General features: G+C 73.0%; 16 protein-coding genes and 1 riboswitch. Of the genes, 3 read left to right on the forward strand and 13 right to left on the reverse strand.

From position 1 onward, the window contains the following. Window positions 1–118: 118 nt before the first annotated feature. Together M4J07_RS08545 and M4J07_RS08550 are read right to left on the reverse strand one after the other, a co-directional pair. The gene (locus M4J07_RS08545; RefSeq protein ID WP_255969245.1) at window positions 119–1,720 is read right to left on the reverse strand and encodes a hypothetical protein; all 1,602 of its coding nucleotides are present in this window, start codon (window positions 1,718–1,720) and stop codon (window positions 119–121) included. 165 nt (window positions 1,721–1,885) lie between these two features. Next, on the reverse strand, window positions 1,886–3,136 hold the full coding sequence (locus tag M4J07_RS08550) for a cytochrome P450 (protein WP_255969100.1): 1,251 nt from the start codon (window positions 3,134–3,136) through the stop codon (window positions 1,886–1,888). A gap of 212 nt (window positions 3,137–3,348) precedes the next feature. Here M4J07_RS08550 and M4J07_RS08555 point away from each other — a divergent pair, with 212 nt between their 5' ends. Together M4J07_RS08555 and M4J07_RS08560 are read left to right on the forward strand one after the other, a co-directional pair. Next, window positions 3,349–4,518 carry a steroid 3-ketoacyl-CoA thiolase gene (locus tag M4J07_RS08555; protein ID WP_255969102.1) on the forward strand — a complete coding sequence of 390 codons (1,170 nt, stop codon included), beginning with the start codon at window positions 3,349–3,351 and terminating at the stop codon, window positions 4,516–4,518. A 101-nt stretch (window positions 4,519–4,619) separates the two neighbouring features. Beyond that, window positions 4,620–5,888 carry an alpha/beta hydrolase gene (locus M4J07_RS08560; protein WP_255969105.1) on the forward strand — a complete coding sequence of 423 codons (1,269 nt, stop codon included), beginning with the start codon at window positions 4,620–4,622 and terminating at the stop codon, window positions 5,886–5,888. Window positions 5,889–6,007: 119 nt separating this feature from the next. Here M4J07_RS08560 and M4J07_RS08565 read toward each other — a convergent pair whose 3' ends face one another. From M4J07_RS08565 to M4J07_RS08615, 11 genes are all read right to left on the reverse strand, one after another. Further along, window positions 6,008–6,412: a transglycosylase SLT domain-containing protein gene (locus M4J07_RS08565; protein WP_255969108.1), complete on the reverse strand. Its 405-nt coding sequence runs from the start codon at window positions 6,410–6,412 to the stop codon at window positions 6,008–6,010. Between the two features lie 278 nt (window positions 6,413–6,690). Then, window positions 6,691–7,524: an ECF transporter S component gene (locus M4J07_RS08570; protein ID WP_255969110.1), complete on the reverse strand. Its 834-nt coding sequence runs from the start codon at window positions 7,522–7,524 to the stop codon at window positions 6,691–6,693. Then, the gene (locus M4J07_RS08575; RefSeq protein WP_255969112.1) at window positions 7,521–9,197 is read right to left on the reverse strand and encodes an ABC transporter ATP-binding protein; all 1,677 of its coding nucleotides are present in this window, start codon (window positions 9,195–9,197) and stop codon (window positions 7,521–7,523) included. Before M4J07_RS08575 ends, M4J07_RS08570 begins: the two co-directional genes overlap by 4 nt. Then, window positions 9,194–10,318: an energy-coupling factor transporter transmembrane component T gene (locus M4J07_RS08580; protein ID WP_255969114.1), complete on the reverse strand. Its 1,125-nt coding sequence runs from the start codon at window positions 10,316–10,318 to the stop codon at window positions 9,194–9,196. The genes M4J07_RS08575 and M4J07_RS08580 overlap by 4 nt, the downstream gene beginning before the upstream one ends. Window positions 10,319–10,322: 4 nt before the next feature. Beyond that, window positions 10,323–10,979 (reverse strand): SCO2322 family protein, encoded by a 657-nt coding sequence (locus M4J07_RS08585; protein WP_255969247.1) that lies wholly within the window; start codon window positions 10,977–10,979, stop codon window positions 10,323–10,325. A 5-nt stretch (window positions 10,980–10,984) separates the two neighbouring features. Further along, the gene (locus M4J07_RS08590) at window positions 10,985–12,208 is read right to left on the reverse strand and encodes a prenyltransferase/squalene oxidase repeat-containing protein (RefSeq protein WP_255969117.1); all 1,224 of its coding nucleotides are present in this window, start codon (window positions 12,206–12,208) and stop codon (window positions 10,985–10,987) included. Between the two features lie 104 nt (window positions 12,209–12,312). Next, window positions 12,313–12,384, reverse strand: a riboswitch (adenosylcobalamin-variant (AdoCbl-variant) riboswitch). Window positions 12,385–12,551: 167 nt separating this feature from the next. Then, entirely contained in the window at window positions 12,552–13,715 is a 1,164-nt protein-coding gene (locus tag M4J07_RS08595; RefSeq protein WP_255969120.1) for a flotillin family protein, read from the reverse strand. 13 nt (window positions 13,716–13,728) lie between these two features. After that, a complete protein-coding gene (locus M4J07_RS08600; protein ID WP_255969123.1) occupies window positions 13,729–13,974 on the reverse strand; it encodes a hypothetical protein in 246 nt (81 codons plus the stop codon). 76 nt (window positions 13,975–14,050) lie between these two features. Further along, window positions 14,051–15,046: a phosphotransferase family protein gene (locus M4J07_RS08605; RefSeq protein WP_255969126.1), complete on the reverse strand. Its 996-nt coding sequence runs from the start codon at window positions 15,044–15,046 to the stop codon at window positions 14,051–14,053. 14 nt (window positions 15,047–15,060) lie between these two features. Beyond that, window positions 15,061–16,119 (reverse strand): MBL fold metallo-hydrolase, encoded by a 1,059-nt coding sequence (locus M4J07_RS08610; protein ID WP_255969128.1) that lies wholly within the window; start codon window positions 16,117–16,119, stop codon window positions 15,061–15,063. 95 nt (window positions 16,120–16,214) lie between these two features. Next, window positions 16,215–16,751 carry a GNAT family N-acetyltransferase gene (locus M4J07_RS08615; RefSeq protein WP_255969130.1) on the reverse strand — a complete coding sequence of 179 codons (537 nt, stop codon included), beginning with the start codon at window positions 16,749–16,751 and terminating at the stop codon, window positions 16,215–16,217. A gap of 117 nt (window positions 16,752–16,868) precedes the next feature. Between M4J07_RS08615 and M4J07_RS08620 the strand changes: the two genes are divergently transcribed. Continuing rightward, window positions 16,869–18,326, forward strand: coding sequence for an aldehyde dehydrogenase (locus tag M4J07_RS08620; RefSeq protein WP_255969132.1), 1,458 nt, complete (start codon window positions 16,869–16,871; stop codon window positions 18,324–18,326). Window position 18,327: the final 1 nt, after the last annotated feature.

Consider the following 18,327-nt stretch of genomic DNA (forward strand, 5'->3'; position numbering starts at 1 on the left):
CGACCCGCCGACCACCGACGAGCCCACCGACCCGGGCACGCCGACCGACGCCTGCCCGTCCGACAGCGCCACGCCGACCGAGACGCCGACCCCCACCGACACCCCGACGGACTCCGCCTCACCCTGCGCGACACCCGGCGCCTGACGGCGGCGCCGGGGACGCGGTCTCCCAGCCCGAACCGATCCGGTAGGTGCCCGCGGCGGGCGCGGTCAGCTCGGTGAACTCGCCGCGCCGCCGCACCGTCAGGCAGCCGCCCTCCGCCTTCAGCCACGGCGAGTACGCGACCCGCAGCGTCGCCGTCCCGGCGCGCGGGAAGCGGACCGTGACCCGCGCCCCGTCCGACCGGACGACGGCCGCGGGCGCGGACACCAGCGGCACCGCGTCCCGCACCCGGTACACGCGCCAGTGCGGGTCGCGCCACACCGGCTCCAGATAGCGGATGCCGCGGCGCACGAACGCGGCCTCCTGCTCGGCGAACCCGTCCGGCCTGCCCTCCGGCAGTACGACGAAGCCGACCGCCCAGCGGTCCAGCCACGCCCGGTACGTCGCCGCCGAGAACGAGCCGTCGTAGAAGAGCCGCCCGCGCTCGATGTCGAGCTGCCGGTTCCAGCCGCGCGCCATGTTCACGTACGGGGCGAGCGCGGTGGCCTCGCGGTGGTTGCGGGCCGGGATCACCTCGACGCGGGTGCGGTCGGCGCCGAGCCGCCGCAACTCCCGTACGACGCCGCCGGTCTCGGCCGCCCACGTCGGGACCCGGGTGGACACCCGCAGGTCGTCGGCGGTCTTCTGCGCCACCCAGGCCGAGGACAGCACGAGTGCGACGGCGAGCAGCGCCGCCCGCGTGCGCCGCAGGCCCGGCGTGCGCAGGGCTGCCAACAGGACGGCGGGCGCGGCGAGTTCGGCGAGGCGCTCCACGTTCGTGCCGACGGGGGAGGGCACCAGATACGTGACGACGGTGCCCAGCGCGTAGACGGCCGCCGCCCACCGCGTCACCCGCCAGCGCGCCGGAGCCGCCACCACGGCCGCGAGCGCGAAGAGGACGGGTGGCCAGATCCGGTCCGGCGGCATCAACTGCTCGCCCTTGAAGGGGAAGAGCAGCGTCGTCGCCGCGACGACGAGCGCGGGCGGCGCCATGCAGACCGCCGCCCGCCACCAGTCCCTCACGAGCAGATGGCCCGCGCCGACAACGGCCAGAAACAGACCCGCCACCGGGGACGCCATGGTGGCGAGGACCGCGCACAGCACAGCGGCGAGGTGTGCGGGGCGGCCCCTGAGCAGCACACAGGCCCCGAGGCCGAAGGCGAGGCCCAGCGCGAACGTGGTCCGGCCCGACGCCACGTTGCACCACAGCGCCAGCGACAGCAGCAGCGCGGGGCCGACGGGGCGGGCGATCCCGGTCCGCACCACCAGGACCGCGCCCAGCCAGGCCGCCACGAGCCCGGACGCCACGGTCACCGGGCGCACCCCGATCTCGGCCATCAAGTAGGGCGAGATCAGCGAGTAGTTGGCGGTGTGCATGCCGCCGTACCAGAACAGGTTGTACGCCGACGCCCCGTGGTCGGCGGCGAACCGCGCCCAGGCCTCCTGCGCCGCGAGATCGCCGCCGCCGGTGGCCAGGAACAGCGCCCACACCACGTACAGCGGCAGGGTGGGCGCCGTGGCGAGCAGGGCGACGCGGTGGTGCTCGGGCAGCGAGGACGGGGAGGACAGGGAGGACAGGGTGGGTCGTCGGCGTGCGAGGGGCAGGTCGACCGTGGCCACGGGTAGCGGTCCGTTCCGTTGCGGTGCGTCTTCGGATGGGTGGGGCATGTTTCACGGACGAAGACGCGTCACGCAACGGACATGTTCACTCAGGGCACGGATTCGGCCGAATCGTCCCGGGGTCTACCGGACGGACGTCGCCACCTGCAGCTCCTTGACACCGTTGAGCCAGGCCGCGCGGAGCCGGCGCGGATCGCCCGCGAGCCGCAGGTCGGGCAGGGCGTCCGCGATGGCGTTGAAGATCAGGTCGATCTCCAGGATGGCCAGGGACTTGCCGAGGCAGAAGTGCGGTCCGCCGCCGCCGAAGCCGAGGTGCGGGTTGGGGTCGCGGGTGATGTCGAAGACGTCCGGGTTCTCGAAGACCTCCGGGTCGTGGTTGGCGGACGAGTAGAAGATGCCGACGCGGTCGCCCGCCTTGATCTTCTGTCCGCCGAGCTCGGTGTCCTGGGTGGCGGTCCGCTGGAAGGAGACGACGGGCGTCGCCCAGCGGACGATCTCCTCGGCGGCGGTGCTCGGCCGCTCCCGCTTGTAGAGCTCCCACTGGTCGGGGTGGGTGAGGAAGGCGTGCATGCCGTGCGTGATGGCGTTGCGCGTCGTCTCGTTGCCGGCGACGGCGAGCAGGATCACGAAGAACCCGAACTCGTCGGAGGACAGGTTCCCCTCGTCCTCGGCGGCGACCAGCTGGCTGACGATGTCCTTCGCCGGGCACTGCTTGCGCTCGGCGGCCAGGTTCATCGCGTAACCGACGATCTCCATCGCGGCCTCGGCGCCGATCTCCTCGGTGATCGCGTACTCGGGGTCGTCGTACGCCACCATCTTGTTGGACCAGTCGAAGACCCGGGACCGGTCGTCCTGCGCGATGCCGATGAGTTCGGCGATGGCCTGCAGCGGCAGCTCGACCGCGACGTTCGTGACGAAGTCGAACGAGCCGTCGGGGCCCGCCTGCCGGGCGGCCTCGGTGACGATGGCGCGGGCCCGGTCGCGGAGCTTCTCCTCCAGGGACCGGATGGCGCGCGGGGTGAAGCCGCGCTGCACTATCTGGCGCACCCGGGTGTGCTCGGGCGGGTCCATGTTCAGCATGATCAGTTTCTGGACCTCGATCTGGTCGCGCTGGATCGAGGAGTTGAAGCGGATCACGGCGGTGTTCAGGTTGGAGGAGTAGATCTCCGGGTGGGTGGAGACGTACTTGACGTCCGCGTGCCGGGTCACCGCCCAGTAGCCCGCGTCGGCGAAGCCGGAGATGCCGGGTTCCTGCGGAATCCAGCGAACCGGTTCGGCCTGCCGCAGCTGGGCGAACTCCGGGTGGGGCACGCGGTCTTGGAGCAGGTCCGGGTCGGTGAAGTCGAACCCGTCGGGCAGCGCGGGGCACGGCATGGGCAACTCCCGTGATGTTCTGACACTCCGTCAGGTCTGGCTGGAAAGGTAGTAACGGGTTCTAGAAGTGGCAAGGGCCGCGGGTGTGTCGGTTCCGTGTGTTGTGCTTGCACGCCCCTTGCGTACCGGGGGTAAGCGCGCCGAGACTGCACGGAGAACTGGTACGCGTTCTAGTTTCTTCCGTCCGGGATTGCGTGGAAAGGACGAGGGTCATGGCAGCGGAGCCCGTCATCGTCGAAGCCGTACGTACCCCGATCGGCAAGCGCGGTGGCGCGCTGGCCAATCTCCACCCCTCGTACCTGCTGGGCGAGACGTACCGGGAACTGCTCGGCCGCACCGGCATCCATGCGGACTGCGTCGAGCAGATCGTCGGCGGCACCGTGACCCACGCCGGCGAGCAGTCCATGAACCCGGCGCGCACCGCCTGGCTCACCATGGGCCTCCCGTACGAGACCGCCGCGACGACCGTGGACTGTCAGTGCGGCTCGTCCCAGCAGGCCTCGCACATGACCGCCAACATGATCGCGGCGGGCGTCATCGACGTCGGCATCTCGTGCGGCGTCGAGGCGATGTCGCGCGTGCCGCTCGGCTCGGGCTCCAAGCACGGCCCCGGCAAGCCGTTCCCCGACGAGTGGAACGTGGATCTGCCCAACCAGTTCGAGGCGGCCGAACGCATCGCGCGACGCCGCGAGTTGACACGTGAGAACGTCGACGCGCTCGGCCTCGTCTCGCAGGAGCGGGCCGCCGTCGCGTGGGCGGAGGAGCGGTTCAAGCGAGAGACGTTCGCCGTGCAGGTCCCGACGACCGAGGAGGAGCAGGCCGCCGGGCAGGGCATGTGGCGGCTCGTCGACCGGGACGAGGGGCTGCGCGACACGACCATGGAGGGCCTGGCCCGCCTCAAGCCCGTGATGCCCACGGCCGTCCACACGGCGGGGAACTCCTCGCAGATCTCCGACGGCGCCTCCGCCATCATGTGGGCGTCCAAGCGGATGGCGCGCGCCCTGAAGCTCAAGCCGCGGGCCCGGATCGTCGCCCAGGCGCTGGTGGGCGCCGACCCGCACTACCACCTGGACGGCCCGGTCGACGCGACGCGCGCGGTGCTCGGCAAGGCGGGCATGACGCTCAAGGACATCGACATCGTCGAGATCAACGAGGCGTTCGCCTCGGTGGTGCTGAGCTGGACGCAGGTCTTCGAGCAGGACCTGGAGAAGGTGAACGTGAACGGCGGCGCGATCGCCCTCGGCCACCCCGTCGGCGCGACCGGCGCCCGCCTCATCACCACCGCGCTGCACGAACTGGAGCGCAGGGACAAGGAATTCGCGCTGATCACCATGTGCGCGGGCGGGGCGCTCGCCACCGGCACCATCATCCAGCGGCTCTAGGCCCTGGGGATTCCCCGTGGGGCGGGGTGGACTCAAGTCCACCCCGGGGCCGGGGGTGGCTCGGATGTCCGGGACCCGGGGGGCGTCCATACCGTCGAGCCATGACGAACTCGACGCACAACTCCCGTACCACCGGCCGTACTTCGCTCTCCCGCCGGGGTCTCGCCGTGGCCGCCGCCCTGCTGCTGGCCGGCGGCGTCGCCGCCCCGGCCGCGGTCGCGGCGGCCGACACCGGCAGGCCCGCGCAGCACGCCGCGGCGGCCTGGCGCGGCGGCCTGGTCGCCCTGGAGCCCGTCGCCTCCTTCGACCGCGCCGCCGTCACCCGGTGGCTGGCCGAGCGCGAGATGGACACGGGCACCGTGCGGCACGGCGTCACCGCGTACCGGCTGACCTACCGGACCCTGGACGCGCACGGCCGGCCGACCACCGCGACCGGACTGTTCACGCTCCCCACCGGCGGCGGCCACCGCCTCGGCCTCGTCTCCGACACCCACGGCACCATGGTCAACCGGGACTACGCGCCGTCCGTGGGCGACGACTTCGGCCGCGTCCCCTCCTATCTGAACGCCGCCGCGGGCAAGGCCGTCGCCGCGCCGGACTACCTGGGCCTCGGCAAGGGGCCCGGCCGCCACCCCTACATGGACACGGCGTCGTCCGTCACGGCCTCCGTCGACATGCTGCGCGCCGCCCGCGAGGCCGCGCACCGGCTCGGCCGCCCGCTCACCGGCGACGTCTACGCGACCGGCTTCTCGCAGGGCGGGCAGGTCGCGATGGCCCTCGGCAAGGCGCTCCAGGACGGCGCCGACCGCCACTTCAGGCTGCGGGCGCTCGCGCCGGTCAGTGGCCCGTACGACCTGTCGGGGCAGGAGATCCCGGCTCTCTACGACGGCCGCGTCAACGACACCAGCGGCCTCTTCTACACCGCGTACTTCCTGGTCGCCCAGAACCGGCTGCACCCCATCTACAAGGACCCGGGCGAGGTCTTCCGGGCCCCGTACGCGGACCGGGTCGAGGCGCTCTTCGACGGTGACCACTCCGAGGAGGACGTGATCAAGGGGCTGCCGGCGACGGTGCGGGAGCTGCTGACGCCTGAGTTCTACGACCTGATGCGGCACCCCACGGGCGCCCTGAAGGAGGCCATCGAGGGGAACGACGGCGCGTGCGCCTGGAAGCCGTCCGTCCCGGTGCGGTTGTACGCGGGCGCGGCCGACACGGACGTCCCGATCGGCAACGCGAAGAGCTGCGCGGCACGGCTGGCGGCCGGGGGAGTGCGGGTCCCGGTCCTGGACCAGGGCAAGGATGCGGACCACTTCGGCAGCTTCACAAGGTCGGCGCCTCAGGTGACACGCTGGTTCGGCACGATGGGCTGAAGGGGCGCGGGGCTGTATCTGTCAGCGGCTCCGCCGCGGGGCGCGACCAGCCCCCACGCAGCAGTACTGTGAAGACGAAATGGGCGGCACCAAAAGGTGCCGCCCATCGAAGGTGCCGGTCAGTACCAGCCGTTGGCCTGCCAGTGCGCCCAAGCGCCGCAGGCACTTCCGTACCGCTCGTTCATGTAGGTGACGCCCCAGCTGATCTGCGTCTCGGGGTTGGTCTTCCAGTCGGACCCGGCGGACGCCATCTTGTTGGCGGGCAGCGCCTGCACCAGGCCGTAGGCGCCGGTGGACGAGTTCGTCGCGTTCGGGTTCCAGCCGCTCTCGCGGGACACGATGTTGTCGAAGCACGAGAACTGCGCGGAGTCCGAGATCTTCTGCTGCGCGATCGCCTTGGCGGAGGCCGGCGCGGCCTGGGCCGGCGCCGAGGCGAAGAGCAGGCCGGTCGTGGCGGCCGCGATGGTGGCGCCGGCGATGGCCTTCTTCGGAGTGGCGATGCGGCGGAGGAGCGTGGCGGACAAGGCGGAACCTTCCGTGGGGGACGGGGTGTGCGTCGGCGCCGGGCCCTGGCGGGGGCTGCGGCGCCGTGCGACTGCTCCACAGAAACAGGACCGCGGGGCGAATGCAATGCCCCTCTTTGCTAGTGGAAGTCGTACCTGGGTTATATGTCCATTTTGTGTTCTGGATCTCAAAGCCCAGGTCAGCGCGTCGACGTCGGTCAAGGGAAAGTAAAGCGCGACTACGAACGACGGTAGGAGGTGACCTCGGTCATGTGGGACGCTTCACGACGCCCGGACGCTCACGCGCCGTCGAATGTGACCGGCGCCTCGAACGCGGCCCGCCGCGTGGCCCGGCGCAGCGCCTTCAGGACGGCGCCGCCGACGGTCAGCGTCAGCACCACGGTCAGCGCGGCCCGCCCCAGGTCCCAGCCGAGCGACGTGGCCGCGCAGTACGCCAGGAACCGGGCGAGGTTCTCGTGCAGCGCGGCGTCCGGCTGGTACGCCACCGAGGACGCGAGGGCGTCCATGAAGGGCCAGCCCGCGAGGTTCATGATCGTGCCGTACGCGAACGCGGCCAGGAACCCGTACCCGGCGAGCAGCACCAGCTCGGCCCGGCCGCGCAGCCGGTGCGGTCCCGGCAGCAGGCCCGCACCCATCGTGAACCAGCCCATGGACAGCATCTGGAACGGCATCCAGGGCCCCACCCCACCGGTCAGCAGCGCCGACGCGAACATGCTGAGCGAGCCGAGCACGAAGCCGAAACCCGGACCGAGGACCCGCCCGCTGAGCACCATCAGGAAGAACATCGGCTCGATGCCCGCCGTGCCCGCGCCGATCGGGCGCAGCGCCGCCCCCGCGGCGGCCAGCACGCCGAGCATGGCGACCGCCTTGGGCCCCAGGCCGGACTCCGAGATCGTCGCGGCGACCACGGCCACCAGCAGCACGAGCAGGCCCGCGAACAGCCACGGCGCGTCCTGCGCGTGCGCGTTCACCTGCGAACCGGGCCCGGTGATCAGCGGCCAGCCGATGCCGACGACGCCGACGGCGCTCACCAGGAGCAGCGCGGCGACGGAGCGCGGGCCGAGCCGGACCGGCCTGACCTGAGGGGTGTGCGGGGTGTGCGGCGCGGTCATGCCAGCGCCTTCTCGACCTGGGACACCGTGAGCCACCGCTGCGGCGCGAGGATCTTCGCGACCTGCGGGGCGAAGGACGGGGACGAGGTGACGATGTCCGGGGTCGGGCCGTCCGCCACGACCTCGCCGTCCGCGAGGATCGCCACCCGGTGCGTCAGCTCCGCCGCCAGCTCGACGTCGTGCGTCGCCATGACGATGGCGTGGCCCGCCGCCGACAGGTTCCGCAGGACGGCGACCAGGCGGGTCTTCGCCGCGTAGTCCAGACCGCGGGTCGGCTCGTCGAGCAACAGCAGCGGCGGGGCCGCCGTCAGCACGATCGCCAGGGCGAGGGTCAGGCGCTGGCCCTCCGACAGATCGCGCGGGTGGGTGCCGTCGGCGATGCCCGGCAGCAGGTCCGAGAGCAGGGCGCGGCAGGTGCCGGGTGCGGCGTCCGCGTCCTTGTCGGCCGCCGCGCACTCCGCCGCGACCGTGTCCGCGCAGAGCAGGTCGCGGGGTTCCTGCGGGACGAGGCCGACCTTGCGGATCAGTTCGCGGGGGGTGGCCCTGTGCGGGTCGGCTCCGCCTACCGTGGCCGTTCCCGTGGTGGGCTTGACCAGTCCTACGAGGGTGGAGAGCAGCGTCGACTTTCCGGCGCCGTTGCGGCCCATCAGCGCGACGATCTCGCCTCCGGCGACCTGGAGGTCGACGCGCCGCAACGCCTCGATGCGGCCACGGCGCACGCTGAGCCCGCGCGTCTCGACCAGCGGCACGTGAGCCGACGCCACGGGGCTCCGCCCCGGACCCCGCTCCTCAATCGCCGGAGGGGCTTGATTGGGCGGAGGGGTCTGAAGGGGCGAAGGAGCTTGGTGGGGCGGGAGTGCGCTCAGGCGGTCCCTCAGCGGGCCCGCCGCACGCCGCGCATTGCGGACCGTCAGGGGCAGCGGGTCCCAGCCCGCCAGCCGGCCCAGGCCCACCACCGGTGGGAACACCGGTGACTCGGCCATGATCGCGGCCGGGTCGCCGACCCGCAGCGGTTCCCCGGCGGCCGGCAGCAGGGCGACCTGGTCCGCGTACTGGATGACCCGCTCAAGACGGTGCTCGGCCATCAGGACCGTCGTACCGAGATCGTGGACCAGGCGCTGCAGCACCGAGAGGACCTCCTCCGCGGCGGCCGGGTCGAGGGCCGACGTCGGCTCGTCGAGGACCAGGACCCGGGGGTGCGGGGTGAGCACCGAGCCGATCGCGACCCGCTGCTGCTGGCCGCCGGAGAGCGTGGCGATGGGGCGGTCGCGCAGGTCTGCCAGGCCGAGCAGGTCGAGGGTCTCCTCCACGCGGCGCCGCATCACCGGCGCGGGCAGCCCCAACGACTCCATGCCGTACGCGAGTTCGTCCTCGACGGTGTCCGTCACGAAGTGGGCGAGCGGGTCCTGGCCGACCGTGCCGACGACGTCCGCGAGCTCCCGGGGCTTGTGGGTGCGGGTGTCACGCCCCGCGACGGTGACCCGGCCGGCGAGGGTGCCGCCGGTGAAGTGCGGCACGAGACCGCTGACCGCGCCGAGCAGCGTCGACTTGCCGACCCCGGAAGGACCGGCGAGCAGCATCAGCTCGCCCTCGGGGACATGGAGCCCGATGCCGCGCACGGTGGGCCCCTGGGCGCCGTCGTACGTCACGGAGACGTCCTCGAAGCGGATCATGACGCTGCCTCCGTCGGCTTGGTCGGGGGATGGGGTGCGGGGGTGACGAAGGCGGGGAGCAGGCCGAGCAGGATGCCCGCCGCGGGCCACAGCGGCAGCTGCGGCATCGCGAGCGGCACGACCGGGGGCTGCAGCGCGGCCGGGTCCTGGCCGCCGCTCCAGACCATGACGGCGGCGGCAGCCGCCCCGGACGCCGCGACGAGCCAGGCCCGCACGCCCCACACGTCGGGCCGGTACCGGGTGCGCACCGTGCGCCGGCCGCCCAGCCACAGCCCGCCCAGCGCGGCGGCGACCCCGGCGAGCAGCACCGGCAGGCCGTAGCCCGCGCCGGACGACGCGAGCAGGCCGTACGTGCCCGCGCACACCCCGATGAGACCGCCCAGGGTCAGCGCCGCGGTGGCCCGGCGCACCGCGGGCGGCACCTCGGCGGTCCGGCCGTAGCCGCGCGCGTCCATCGCCGCGGCGAGCGACACCGACCGTTCCAGCGCGCCCTCCAGGACCGGCAGCCCGACCTGGAGCAGCCCGCGCAGCCCGCTGTCGGGACGCCCCCGCAGCCGCCTGGCCGCACGCAGCCTGCGCACGTCGGCGATCAGGTTCGGGGCGAACGTCATCGCCACGACGACCGCGACCCCGGCCTCGTACAGGGCGCCCGGCAGGGACTTGAGGAGCCGGGACGGGGACGCGAGGGCGTTCGCGGCGCCGACGCAGATCAGCAGCGTGGCCAGCTTCAGGCCGTCGTAGAACGCGAACACCAGCCCTTCGAGCGTCACCCGGCCGCCGATCCGCACGCCCTGCGCCCAGTCCGGCAGCGGCACCTCGGGCAGCGTGACGACGAGATGGGTGCCGGGGATCGGCGAGCCCAGGAAGACGGCGAAAACGAGCCGGATGCCGATGACGGCGAGCCCCAGCTTCACGAACGCCCCGTACGAACGCGCCCACGGCGCCTCCGTCCGGCGCGCCGCCACCACGTACCCGGCGACCCCGATCAGCAGGGCGAGCAGCAGCGGGTTCGTGGTGCGGGACGCGGCCGTGCCCAGGCCGAGCGCCCAGATCCACCAGGCGCCCGGATGCACGGCGTTGGAACGGTGGGCGCGCGGGGCCCGCAGCGAGGACACGGCCATGGGGTCAGCCGCGGCGGCGGCGGGCCTGCCAGATCGCACCGACACCGAGCGCGGCGACGGCGGCGACCCCCGCGATGACACCGACGGACGGCCCGCTCGACCCCGACCCGGACGACTTCGCGGACGGCGCGGCCGTCTTCGACGCCTTCCCGGCCACCTGCTCGCCGCAGCCGGTCCGCGGATAGCCGGAGATGGCGCACAGCAGCGCGTTGCTGTCGTAGCGCAGCGGCTTGGCGACGGCCGCGAGCGCGTCGGCGCTCGTGGCGTCCGCGCCGACCTGCGCGCACACGGTCCGCGGCTTCGGCGGCGTCTCACCGGACGGCGCGTCCTGCGCGGTGCCGGAGTCGATGACGAGCGCGACCCGCTTCGTGCCGTCCTTCGCGGGGGTGTCCGCACAGATGGCGGCGAAGTCGGCGGCGCCGCGCGGCTGCGTGGCGTCCTTCGAGTCGGCGCTCACCGCGAACCGGAAGCCCTGCACGGCGCCGTCGTCCGGCCTGGTCTGCGAGGGCCCGGTCGACGCGTACGTCCACGCGCCGCCGTCCCGCTCCCAGAACGACCAGTACCGGTACCCGGCGGCCTGGGCCGGGGCGACGGCCGTGCCGAGCAGCACGGCGAGCGCGCCGGCCAGTGCGAGCACGGCACCCCGGTACCTGCGGGTCAGGGCCGTCACGACTGCTTCTTCTTGCGGCCGCTGAGCATGATGCCGACACCGACGGCCGCGATGAACATGACGCCGACGATCCACCACGACACGCCGCTGCCGTCGTCGTCCTTCTTCTTGTCCTCGTCCGAGTCGCCGGACGAGGCGGAGGCGGGCGCGGGGCCCGTCTTGTTCAGGGCCTTCACCAGGTCGGTGCCGCCGAAGTCCCGCGGGTCGTTGCCGGTCGCGTGCGCGGCGAAGACCAGCTGCGCGTAGGCGGCGGGACCGCTCTGCTCGGCCCACGCCTGCGCGTTCTTCTCCAGCCAGGCGTACGGGTCCTTCGTGTACTTGATGCCCTCGGCGGCCGCGACGGCGGTGACCGCGTCCGCGGTGTTGCCGTAGTCGGGCTGGTCCTCGGCGCCGGCCAGCTGGGACTTCAGGTACAGGTGGGTGGAGAGCTGGTTCTGCAGGTAGACGGCGCCGTTGTGCGCGAGGGCCTCGGCGCTGCTGCCGTCCTTCTCGCAGGTGTACGCGTCCGGGGCCGTGCCCTTGCCGGGCGCGAAACCGGTGCCGAGCGCGCCGAGGACACCGGCGGCGGTGGCGTCGGCGTTCGCGGTGAGCTCGCCCTTCTTGTCGGGCTGGTAGGCGAGGGCGCCACCGCTCTTGCCCGCGGAGCAGGGGAGGGCGAGGGCGGCGAGGGCGTCGATGCCGGACTTGCCCGGGCCCGACGTCACGTCGGCGGGCTTCTCGCCGGCGGCGGCGAGCGCCCCGAGCACGACGGAGGTGGAGTTGGCGTCGCTGGCGCCGCCGGGGTTGTACCCCCAGCCGCCGTCCGCGTTCTGGTTCTTCTTCAGCCAGGCGACGCCCTTGGCGACCTCGCCGTCCCGGCCGCCGACCGCGACGAGGGCCTGCACGGCGGCGGCCGTGCTGTTGCTGTCGACGACCGTCTTCTTGTCGCAGGCCTTGCCCGGCTCGGCACGGAACGCGGCGAAGCCGCCGTCCTCGCACTGCTGCCCGGCCAGCCAGTCCACGGCCTTCCCGGCGGGCCGCACGCCCACGGTGTCCTGCGCCACGAAGGCGAGGGACTGCCGCCACACCCCGTCGTACGTGGGGTCCGTCGTACCGTACAGACCGCTCGGTACGACGACCTTGGGGGAGGGAGAGGCGCTGTCCGCGGCGGCGACCGGTGCGGCGGCGGCGCCGATCACGACGGTCGCGGCGACGAGCGCGGCGCTGCGGCGAATGTTCATGGTGGGGCGGGTGCCTCTCCCTGCGGGGAGCCGGGCGGCACGGCACGCTCAGGCACCGGGCGGCTCCGGTTCCGTATGCCTCGACGGTCCTGAGCCGATCATGACGCGGGTGAGGCAGTCCGACTGTGACGGTTGCGGGTCAGCGCCGGACTTCCACCGGCTTCCCCTCACGAGCGCATTATGACGACCAGCCCACTGTACCGGCCGCCCCGCCCCGCCTCCCCGGGGGAACGGCCCCGGGGCTCCGCCCCGCGGACGAGCCAGGGGCGCGGGGAACTGCGCGACCAGCCACGACGCGAGCCGCACCGGCCGACGCATCCCCGACCCACGACGGCGCCGATGCCTACCGGATGTCGACGGGCCCGTCGTCCTCGCCCGCTCGCCGCCCACCCACGTACCGCTCGACGGCGGAGCCGACGTCCCCGTTCTCGCCGCCCAGGTTCTTGCGGACCGAGTCCAGGATCGTGAGCCCCTGGCCGACCAGACCGGCCGCGATCTCGCCCAGCCCGTCCGCCCCGTTCAGCACGTTCACATTGGCCCCGGCCAGACCCGCCGACGCCTCCTTCACGATCTGCGGCAGCTGGTCGATGAGCATCCGGTCCAGCGCGACCCGGTCGTACGACGCCGCCGCCTCCGCCTGGATCTTCATCCGCTCGGCCTCGGCCAGGGCCAGTACCCGGATCCGCTCGGCGTCCGCCTGGGCCGGCTTCACGATCTCCGCCACCAGCTGCTTCTCCCGCAACTCGGCCTGCCGCAGCGCGAGTTCCGTCTGGGCGGCGAGCACCTCCTGCTGGGCGTGCGCCTGGGCGAGCGGACCGGCCTGCGCGGCCTGCGCCTTGGCCCGGTCGATCTCGGCGTTGTACTCGGCCTGCACGACCGCGGTCTGCCGCGCGTACTCGGCCTGCTTGCGGGCCGCCGCCTGCTCCGCCTCCGTCGCCGCCTGGGTGGCCTGCGCCTGGGCGATCTGCGCCTGCCGCTGGATGGCGGCCTTGTGCGGCCGGGACATCGCCTCGATGTATCCGGTGCTGCCGTCGTCGATGGACTGGATCTGCAGCGAGTCGACGTGCAGCCCGATCTTCGCCATCTCGGCCTTCGACGTGTCGAGGACCTCCGTGGCCAGCTTCTGCCGCTCGGTGACGATCTCCTCGACCGTCATCGAGCCGATGATCGACCGCAGGTGCCCGGCGAAGATCCGCCCGGTGAGCACGGACATCTGCTCCTGGTCGGACAGGAACCGCTGCCCGGCGTTCACGATCGACTCGTGGTCGTTGCCGACCTTGAACGCGATGACGGCCCGCACCGTCAGCGCGATGCCCTGCCGGGTGACGCACTTCTCGACGACCTCCGACTCGCTCATGGCGAGCGAGAGGAAGCGGGTCTTGCGGAACACGGGCAGGACGAACTTCCCGTGTCCGGTGACGACGCGGAACGGCGCTCCCCCAAGTCCCCGCCTGCCGCCCGAGATCAGCATCGCCTCGTCGGGTGCGGGAACGCGATATCCGAACATCCCTGGTGTCTCCTTAGCGGGCGCCGTCCTCGTCACCGGCGAGCAGGGGATCGGCCCAGGCCATGACCACGACCTGCCGGCTCCCGCGGGACTCGATCACGAGCACGGTGGAGCCCCGGTCCAGGGGCTCGTCGGAGTACGCGAGAAACGTCTCGGTCCCGCCCCTGACCCGCACCAGCACCTCACCCGGACCACCGGCCCCACGCGTGCCGACGACCAGCTTCCCCGTACAGCCGACCACAGCCTCGTCCGGCGCCATCGGCGGCCGCCCCCTTGTCGTTCCGGCTCGTGAGAGCCCTGAGAGCCCAGACCATACGCCTGCGCCGACGCCCGGACTATCTACGCGCGGCAAAGATCCGCCGGCCGTGTCGAAGGGCTTCCGCGAGGTTGTGCTCGGCGATGCCGCGCATGGCGTCGCGGTACGGAAAGTCGCCTTCGAGCAGGCGCAGCGGACCGGCGACGAGCGAGATGCGGTGGGCGAGCAGATAGAAGTCGAGACGGTCCTCGTCGAGCCCCGGCACGCGCAGCCCGCGCGCCTCCTCGTGGAACCGGATGTGCAGGAAGGCGTGCTCCCGCTCGACGTCGAAGTACCGCAGGTCCTCGAAGTCGATGAGCACGGGCGTCCCGGCGCCGTCCACCAGGACGTGATCGGGCCCGAGTTCGCCGTGCACGAGCCCGTACTCGGTCCTGGGCCGCACCCGTCCGGCGAGTTCGCGCACCGCGTCGCGGAGCAGCTCGCGCCCTCGCGCGGCCCGTGGCTCCCGCGCGGCGGCCTCGTCGACGTCGCGCAGGGCGGAGGTCAACACGCCCTGTTCGCAGGGTGGTTGGGGGGCAGTGACCGAGGTGAGGTCGGCGGGCCTCCCGTAGTGGCCGGGGCCGCGGTCGAGGGCCATCAGCCGCAGCGCGTCGCCGAGCCGCCCGAGCACGCCCCTGGCCCGCGCGGGATCCCGCGCCATCAGTCCTTCCAGGCTCTCGCCCGGCACGTCCTCCAGGACGGCGACGTCCGCCGGGTACCGGGCGCGGCTCCGGTCGGCGAGATGGAGCCGGGGGACCCGCACCCCGGCCGCCGACAGCCGTCGGTGGGCGGTCTCGAAGTGCCCGATCCCGTCCACGTGACCGGCCGCGTTGCCCGCCGAACTGCCGTTGCCCACCCAGTAGTTCTCCTCGGCGCTCCACACGTACACGACGACGCTGCCCCCGTCGTCCAGCGTGACGCGGTACACCCCCTTCCGGGAGCCGCCGCGCAGTCGCACGGCCGCCACGACCCGTGCCCCGACCGCCTGCCGTACGACCCCGGTGAACTCCCCGGCCTTCGCGAACCGTCTGCCCATCCCGGCAGTCTCGCTCAGGAGACCGCCGCGTACGTCACCGGATCGCTGCCGGTCACCGCCTCCGCCCGCCCCGACTTCACCAGCCTGCGCAGATGGGCCTCCGCCTCGGAGACCGCGATGTTCCGGGAGCCGTAGGGGATGTCGGCCCAGGGGCGGTTCCACTCCATCCGTTCCGCGAGCTGCCAGGGCGTGAGGGGCGTCGCCAGCAGGCCGAGGAGGTCGGTGAGGCGGGACTCGTGGTGGTCGAGCAACTCCTGTACGCGGGCCGGGGCGTCGGTGAAGGGGTGCTGGTGTGCGGGGAGGACCTCGGCGGGGGCGAGGCGGCCGACGCGCTCCAGGGAGTCGAGGTAGTCGCCGAGCGGGTCGGTGACGGTGGCGTCGTCGGGGTCCTCGTACAGGCCGATGTGCGGGGTGATGCCGGGCAGCACGTGGTCGCCACTGAACAGGCGGCCGTTGCCCGCGAGTCGGGCGGGGTGGTCCTCTTCGAGGTGGAGGCAGACGTGGCCGGGGGTGTGGCCCGGCGTCCAGATCGCGCGCAGTCGGCGGCCCGGCAGGTCGAGCAGGTCGCCGGGGGTGATGGTGCGGTCGGGCAGCGCCGGGTCGAGGCCGGGCAGGCGGCGCGGGCGGCCCGCGTCACGGGCGGCGAGCAGCGGGGCGACGTGCTCGTCGGGGGCGCCGGCCGCCGTCAGCTTGGCCGCCATGTAGGCGTACCAGCGGGCCGGGGCGTTCTCCCGGGTGCGCCGTACCACCGCGGCGTCGGCCTCGTGCATCGCGATCCACGCCCCGGACGCCTCCCGCACCTTCGCCGACAGGCCGTGGTGGTCGGGGTGGTGATGGGTGATCAGGACGCCCGTGAGGTCGGTGACCGAGGTGCCGCACGCCGTCAGGCCGGCGGCGAGGGTGTCCCAGGACGTCGGGTCGTCCCAGCCGGTGTCGACGAGGACGGGGCCCGCGTCGGTGTCGAGGACGTAGATGAGGGTGTACCCGAGCGGGTTGTCGGGGATCGGCACGCGGATGCTCTGCACCCCACCGCCGTGATCGGACACCTGCGTCGCCTCTGTCGCCTTCGCCATCGGGCCGCCTCTCCGTCGCCAAGGGCACCTGGACGCCTGGACACCTGACGTCGCGCCGAACTCCCGTCACTGTAATGGAACTTGTAGAACTTGTTTCAATGGTCGCCCGAGTCGACCGTCTGCCCGGTCCAGGGCACCTCCCCGTCGGCGTCGGGGGTGCCGGCCGGCGTCAGGCCGAGCGCGCGGGCCACCGCCGCCGACGCGTGGTGGTCCGGGTGGATGTGTGCGGTGAGCTCCCTCGTTCCGTGCCCGGCCAGCCACCGCGCCATGCCGAGCGCCGCCTCCCGCGCGATGCCCCGGCCCTGCCAGGCGACCCCCACGACCCAGGCGACCTCGGCCGATCGCCCCGCCGTGACCGTGGCCTGGACGTACCCGGCGAGCGGGCCTTTCACGTCCCCTGCGTCCTCTGTGGTGGCCACGCGCACCACCCAGTTGAGCCAGTCGGTGCCGGGGTCGGGCGGGCCCGCCACCTGCCGGGCGTACCGGACGCGCAGCGCTGCGGGCGTCGGGGGTTCGCCGCCGGTGAAGACGTAGAGCGCGGGGTCGGCGAGCACGGCCGCCATCTCGTCGGCGTGCGCGACCTCCAGCGGCAGCAGGGTGAGGCGCTCGGTGCGGATCGGCCCGGGAATCATCCCCGCACCCTATGCCGCGCCCCTTCCCACCCTTCCGCATCCCAACTAGAACTGGTATCAGTTCTGAGACACCGTCAGAAACCGTACGCAGGACGCCTCACGGAAGCGGAAGTCACCATGCCCGAGCTCGTGGAACACGGACAGCTGTTCATCGGCGGGGAGTTGACCGATCCCCTCGGCAAGGACGTCATCGAGGTCGTCTCCCCGCACACCGGCGAGGTCTTCGGGCGGGTGCCGCACGCCGCGCCCGCCGACGTCGACCGGGCCGTCGCCGTGGCCCGCCGCGCCTTCGACGAGGGCCCCTGGCCGCGGATGACCCTCGACGAGCGGATCGCCGTCGTCACCCGGATCAAGGACGCCGTCGCCGTCCGCCACGAGGAGATCGCCAGGATCATCTCGCAGGAGAACGGCTCCCCGTACTCCTGGTCCGTCCTCGCCCAGGCGCTCGGCGCGATGATGGTCTGGGACTCGGCGATCAACGTCGCGCGCGACTTCACGTACGAGGAGACGCGCGACGGCGCCCTCGGCAAGCTGCTCGTGCGCCGCGAACCGGTCGGCGTCGTCGCGGCGGTGGTGCCCTGGAACGTCCCGCAGTTCGTCGCCGCCGCCAAGCTCGCGCCCGCGCTGCTGGCCGGCTGCACCGTCGTCCTCAAGCCGTCGCCCGAGTCGCCGCTCGACGCGTACCTCCTCGGCGAGATCGCCAAGGAGGCCGGGCTGCCGGAGGGCGTGCTCTCCATCCTCCCCGCCGACCGCGAGGTCAGCGAGTACCTGGTCGGGCACCCGGGCATCGACAAGATCTCCTTCACCGGCTCCGTCGGCGCGGGCAGGCGCGTCATGGAGGTGGCGGCCCGCAACCTCACGCGCGTGACCCTGGAACTGGGCGGCAAGTCGGCGGCCGTCGTACTGCCGGACGCGGACGTCGAGTCGACCGTCGCGGGCGTCGTCCCGGCCGCCTGGATGAACAACGGCCAGGCCTGCGTCGCCCAGACCCGCATCCTGCTGCCCCGCTCCCGCTACGACGAGTTCGCCGAGGCGTTCACCGCGGCCGCCTCCGCCCTCGTCGTCGGCGACCCGCTCGACCCCGCCACCCAGGTCGGCCCGCTCGTCGCCCGGCGCCAGCAGCAGCGCAACCTCGACTACATCCGCATCGGCCAGGAGGAGGGCGCCAAGATCCTCACCGGCGGCGGCGTGCCGAAGGGGTACGAGCAGGGCTGGTACGTCGAGCCGACCCTCTTCGGCGACGTCACCAACACCATGCGGATCGCCCGCGAGGAGATCTTCGGCCCGGTCATCTGCCTGCTCCCGTACGGGGACGAGACCGAGGCCCTGAAGATCGCCAACGACTCCGACTACGGGCTCAGCGGCAGCGTCTGGACCGCCGACGTCGCGCACGGCATCGACGTCGCCCGGCAGGTGCGCACCGGCACCTACAACGTGAACACCTTCAGCCTCGACATGCTCGGCCCCTTCGGCGGCTACAAGAACAGCGGCGTGGGCCGGGAGTTCGGGCCCGAGGGCTTCAGCGCGTACCTGGAGCACAAGATGATCCACCTGCCGGCCGGTTGGGAGGGCTGAG

This window comes from Streptomyces longispororuber, assembly GCF_024448165.1.
Lineage (GTDB): Bacteria > Actinomycetota > Actinomycetes > Streptomycetales > Streptomycetaceae > Streptomyces > Streptomyces longispororuber_A.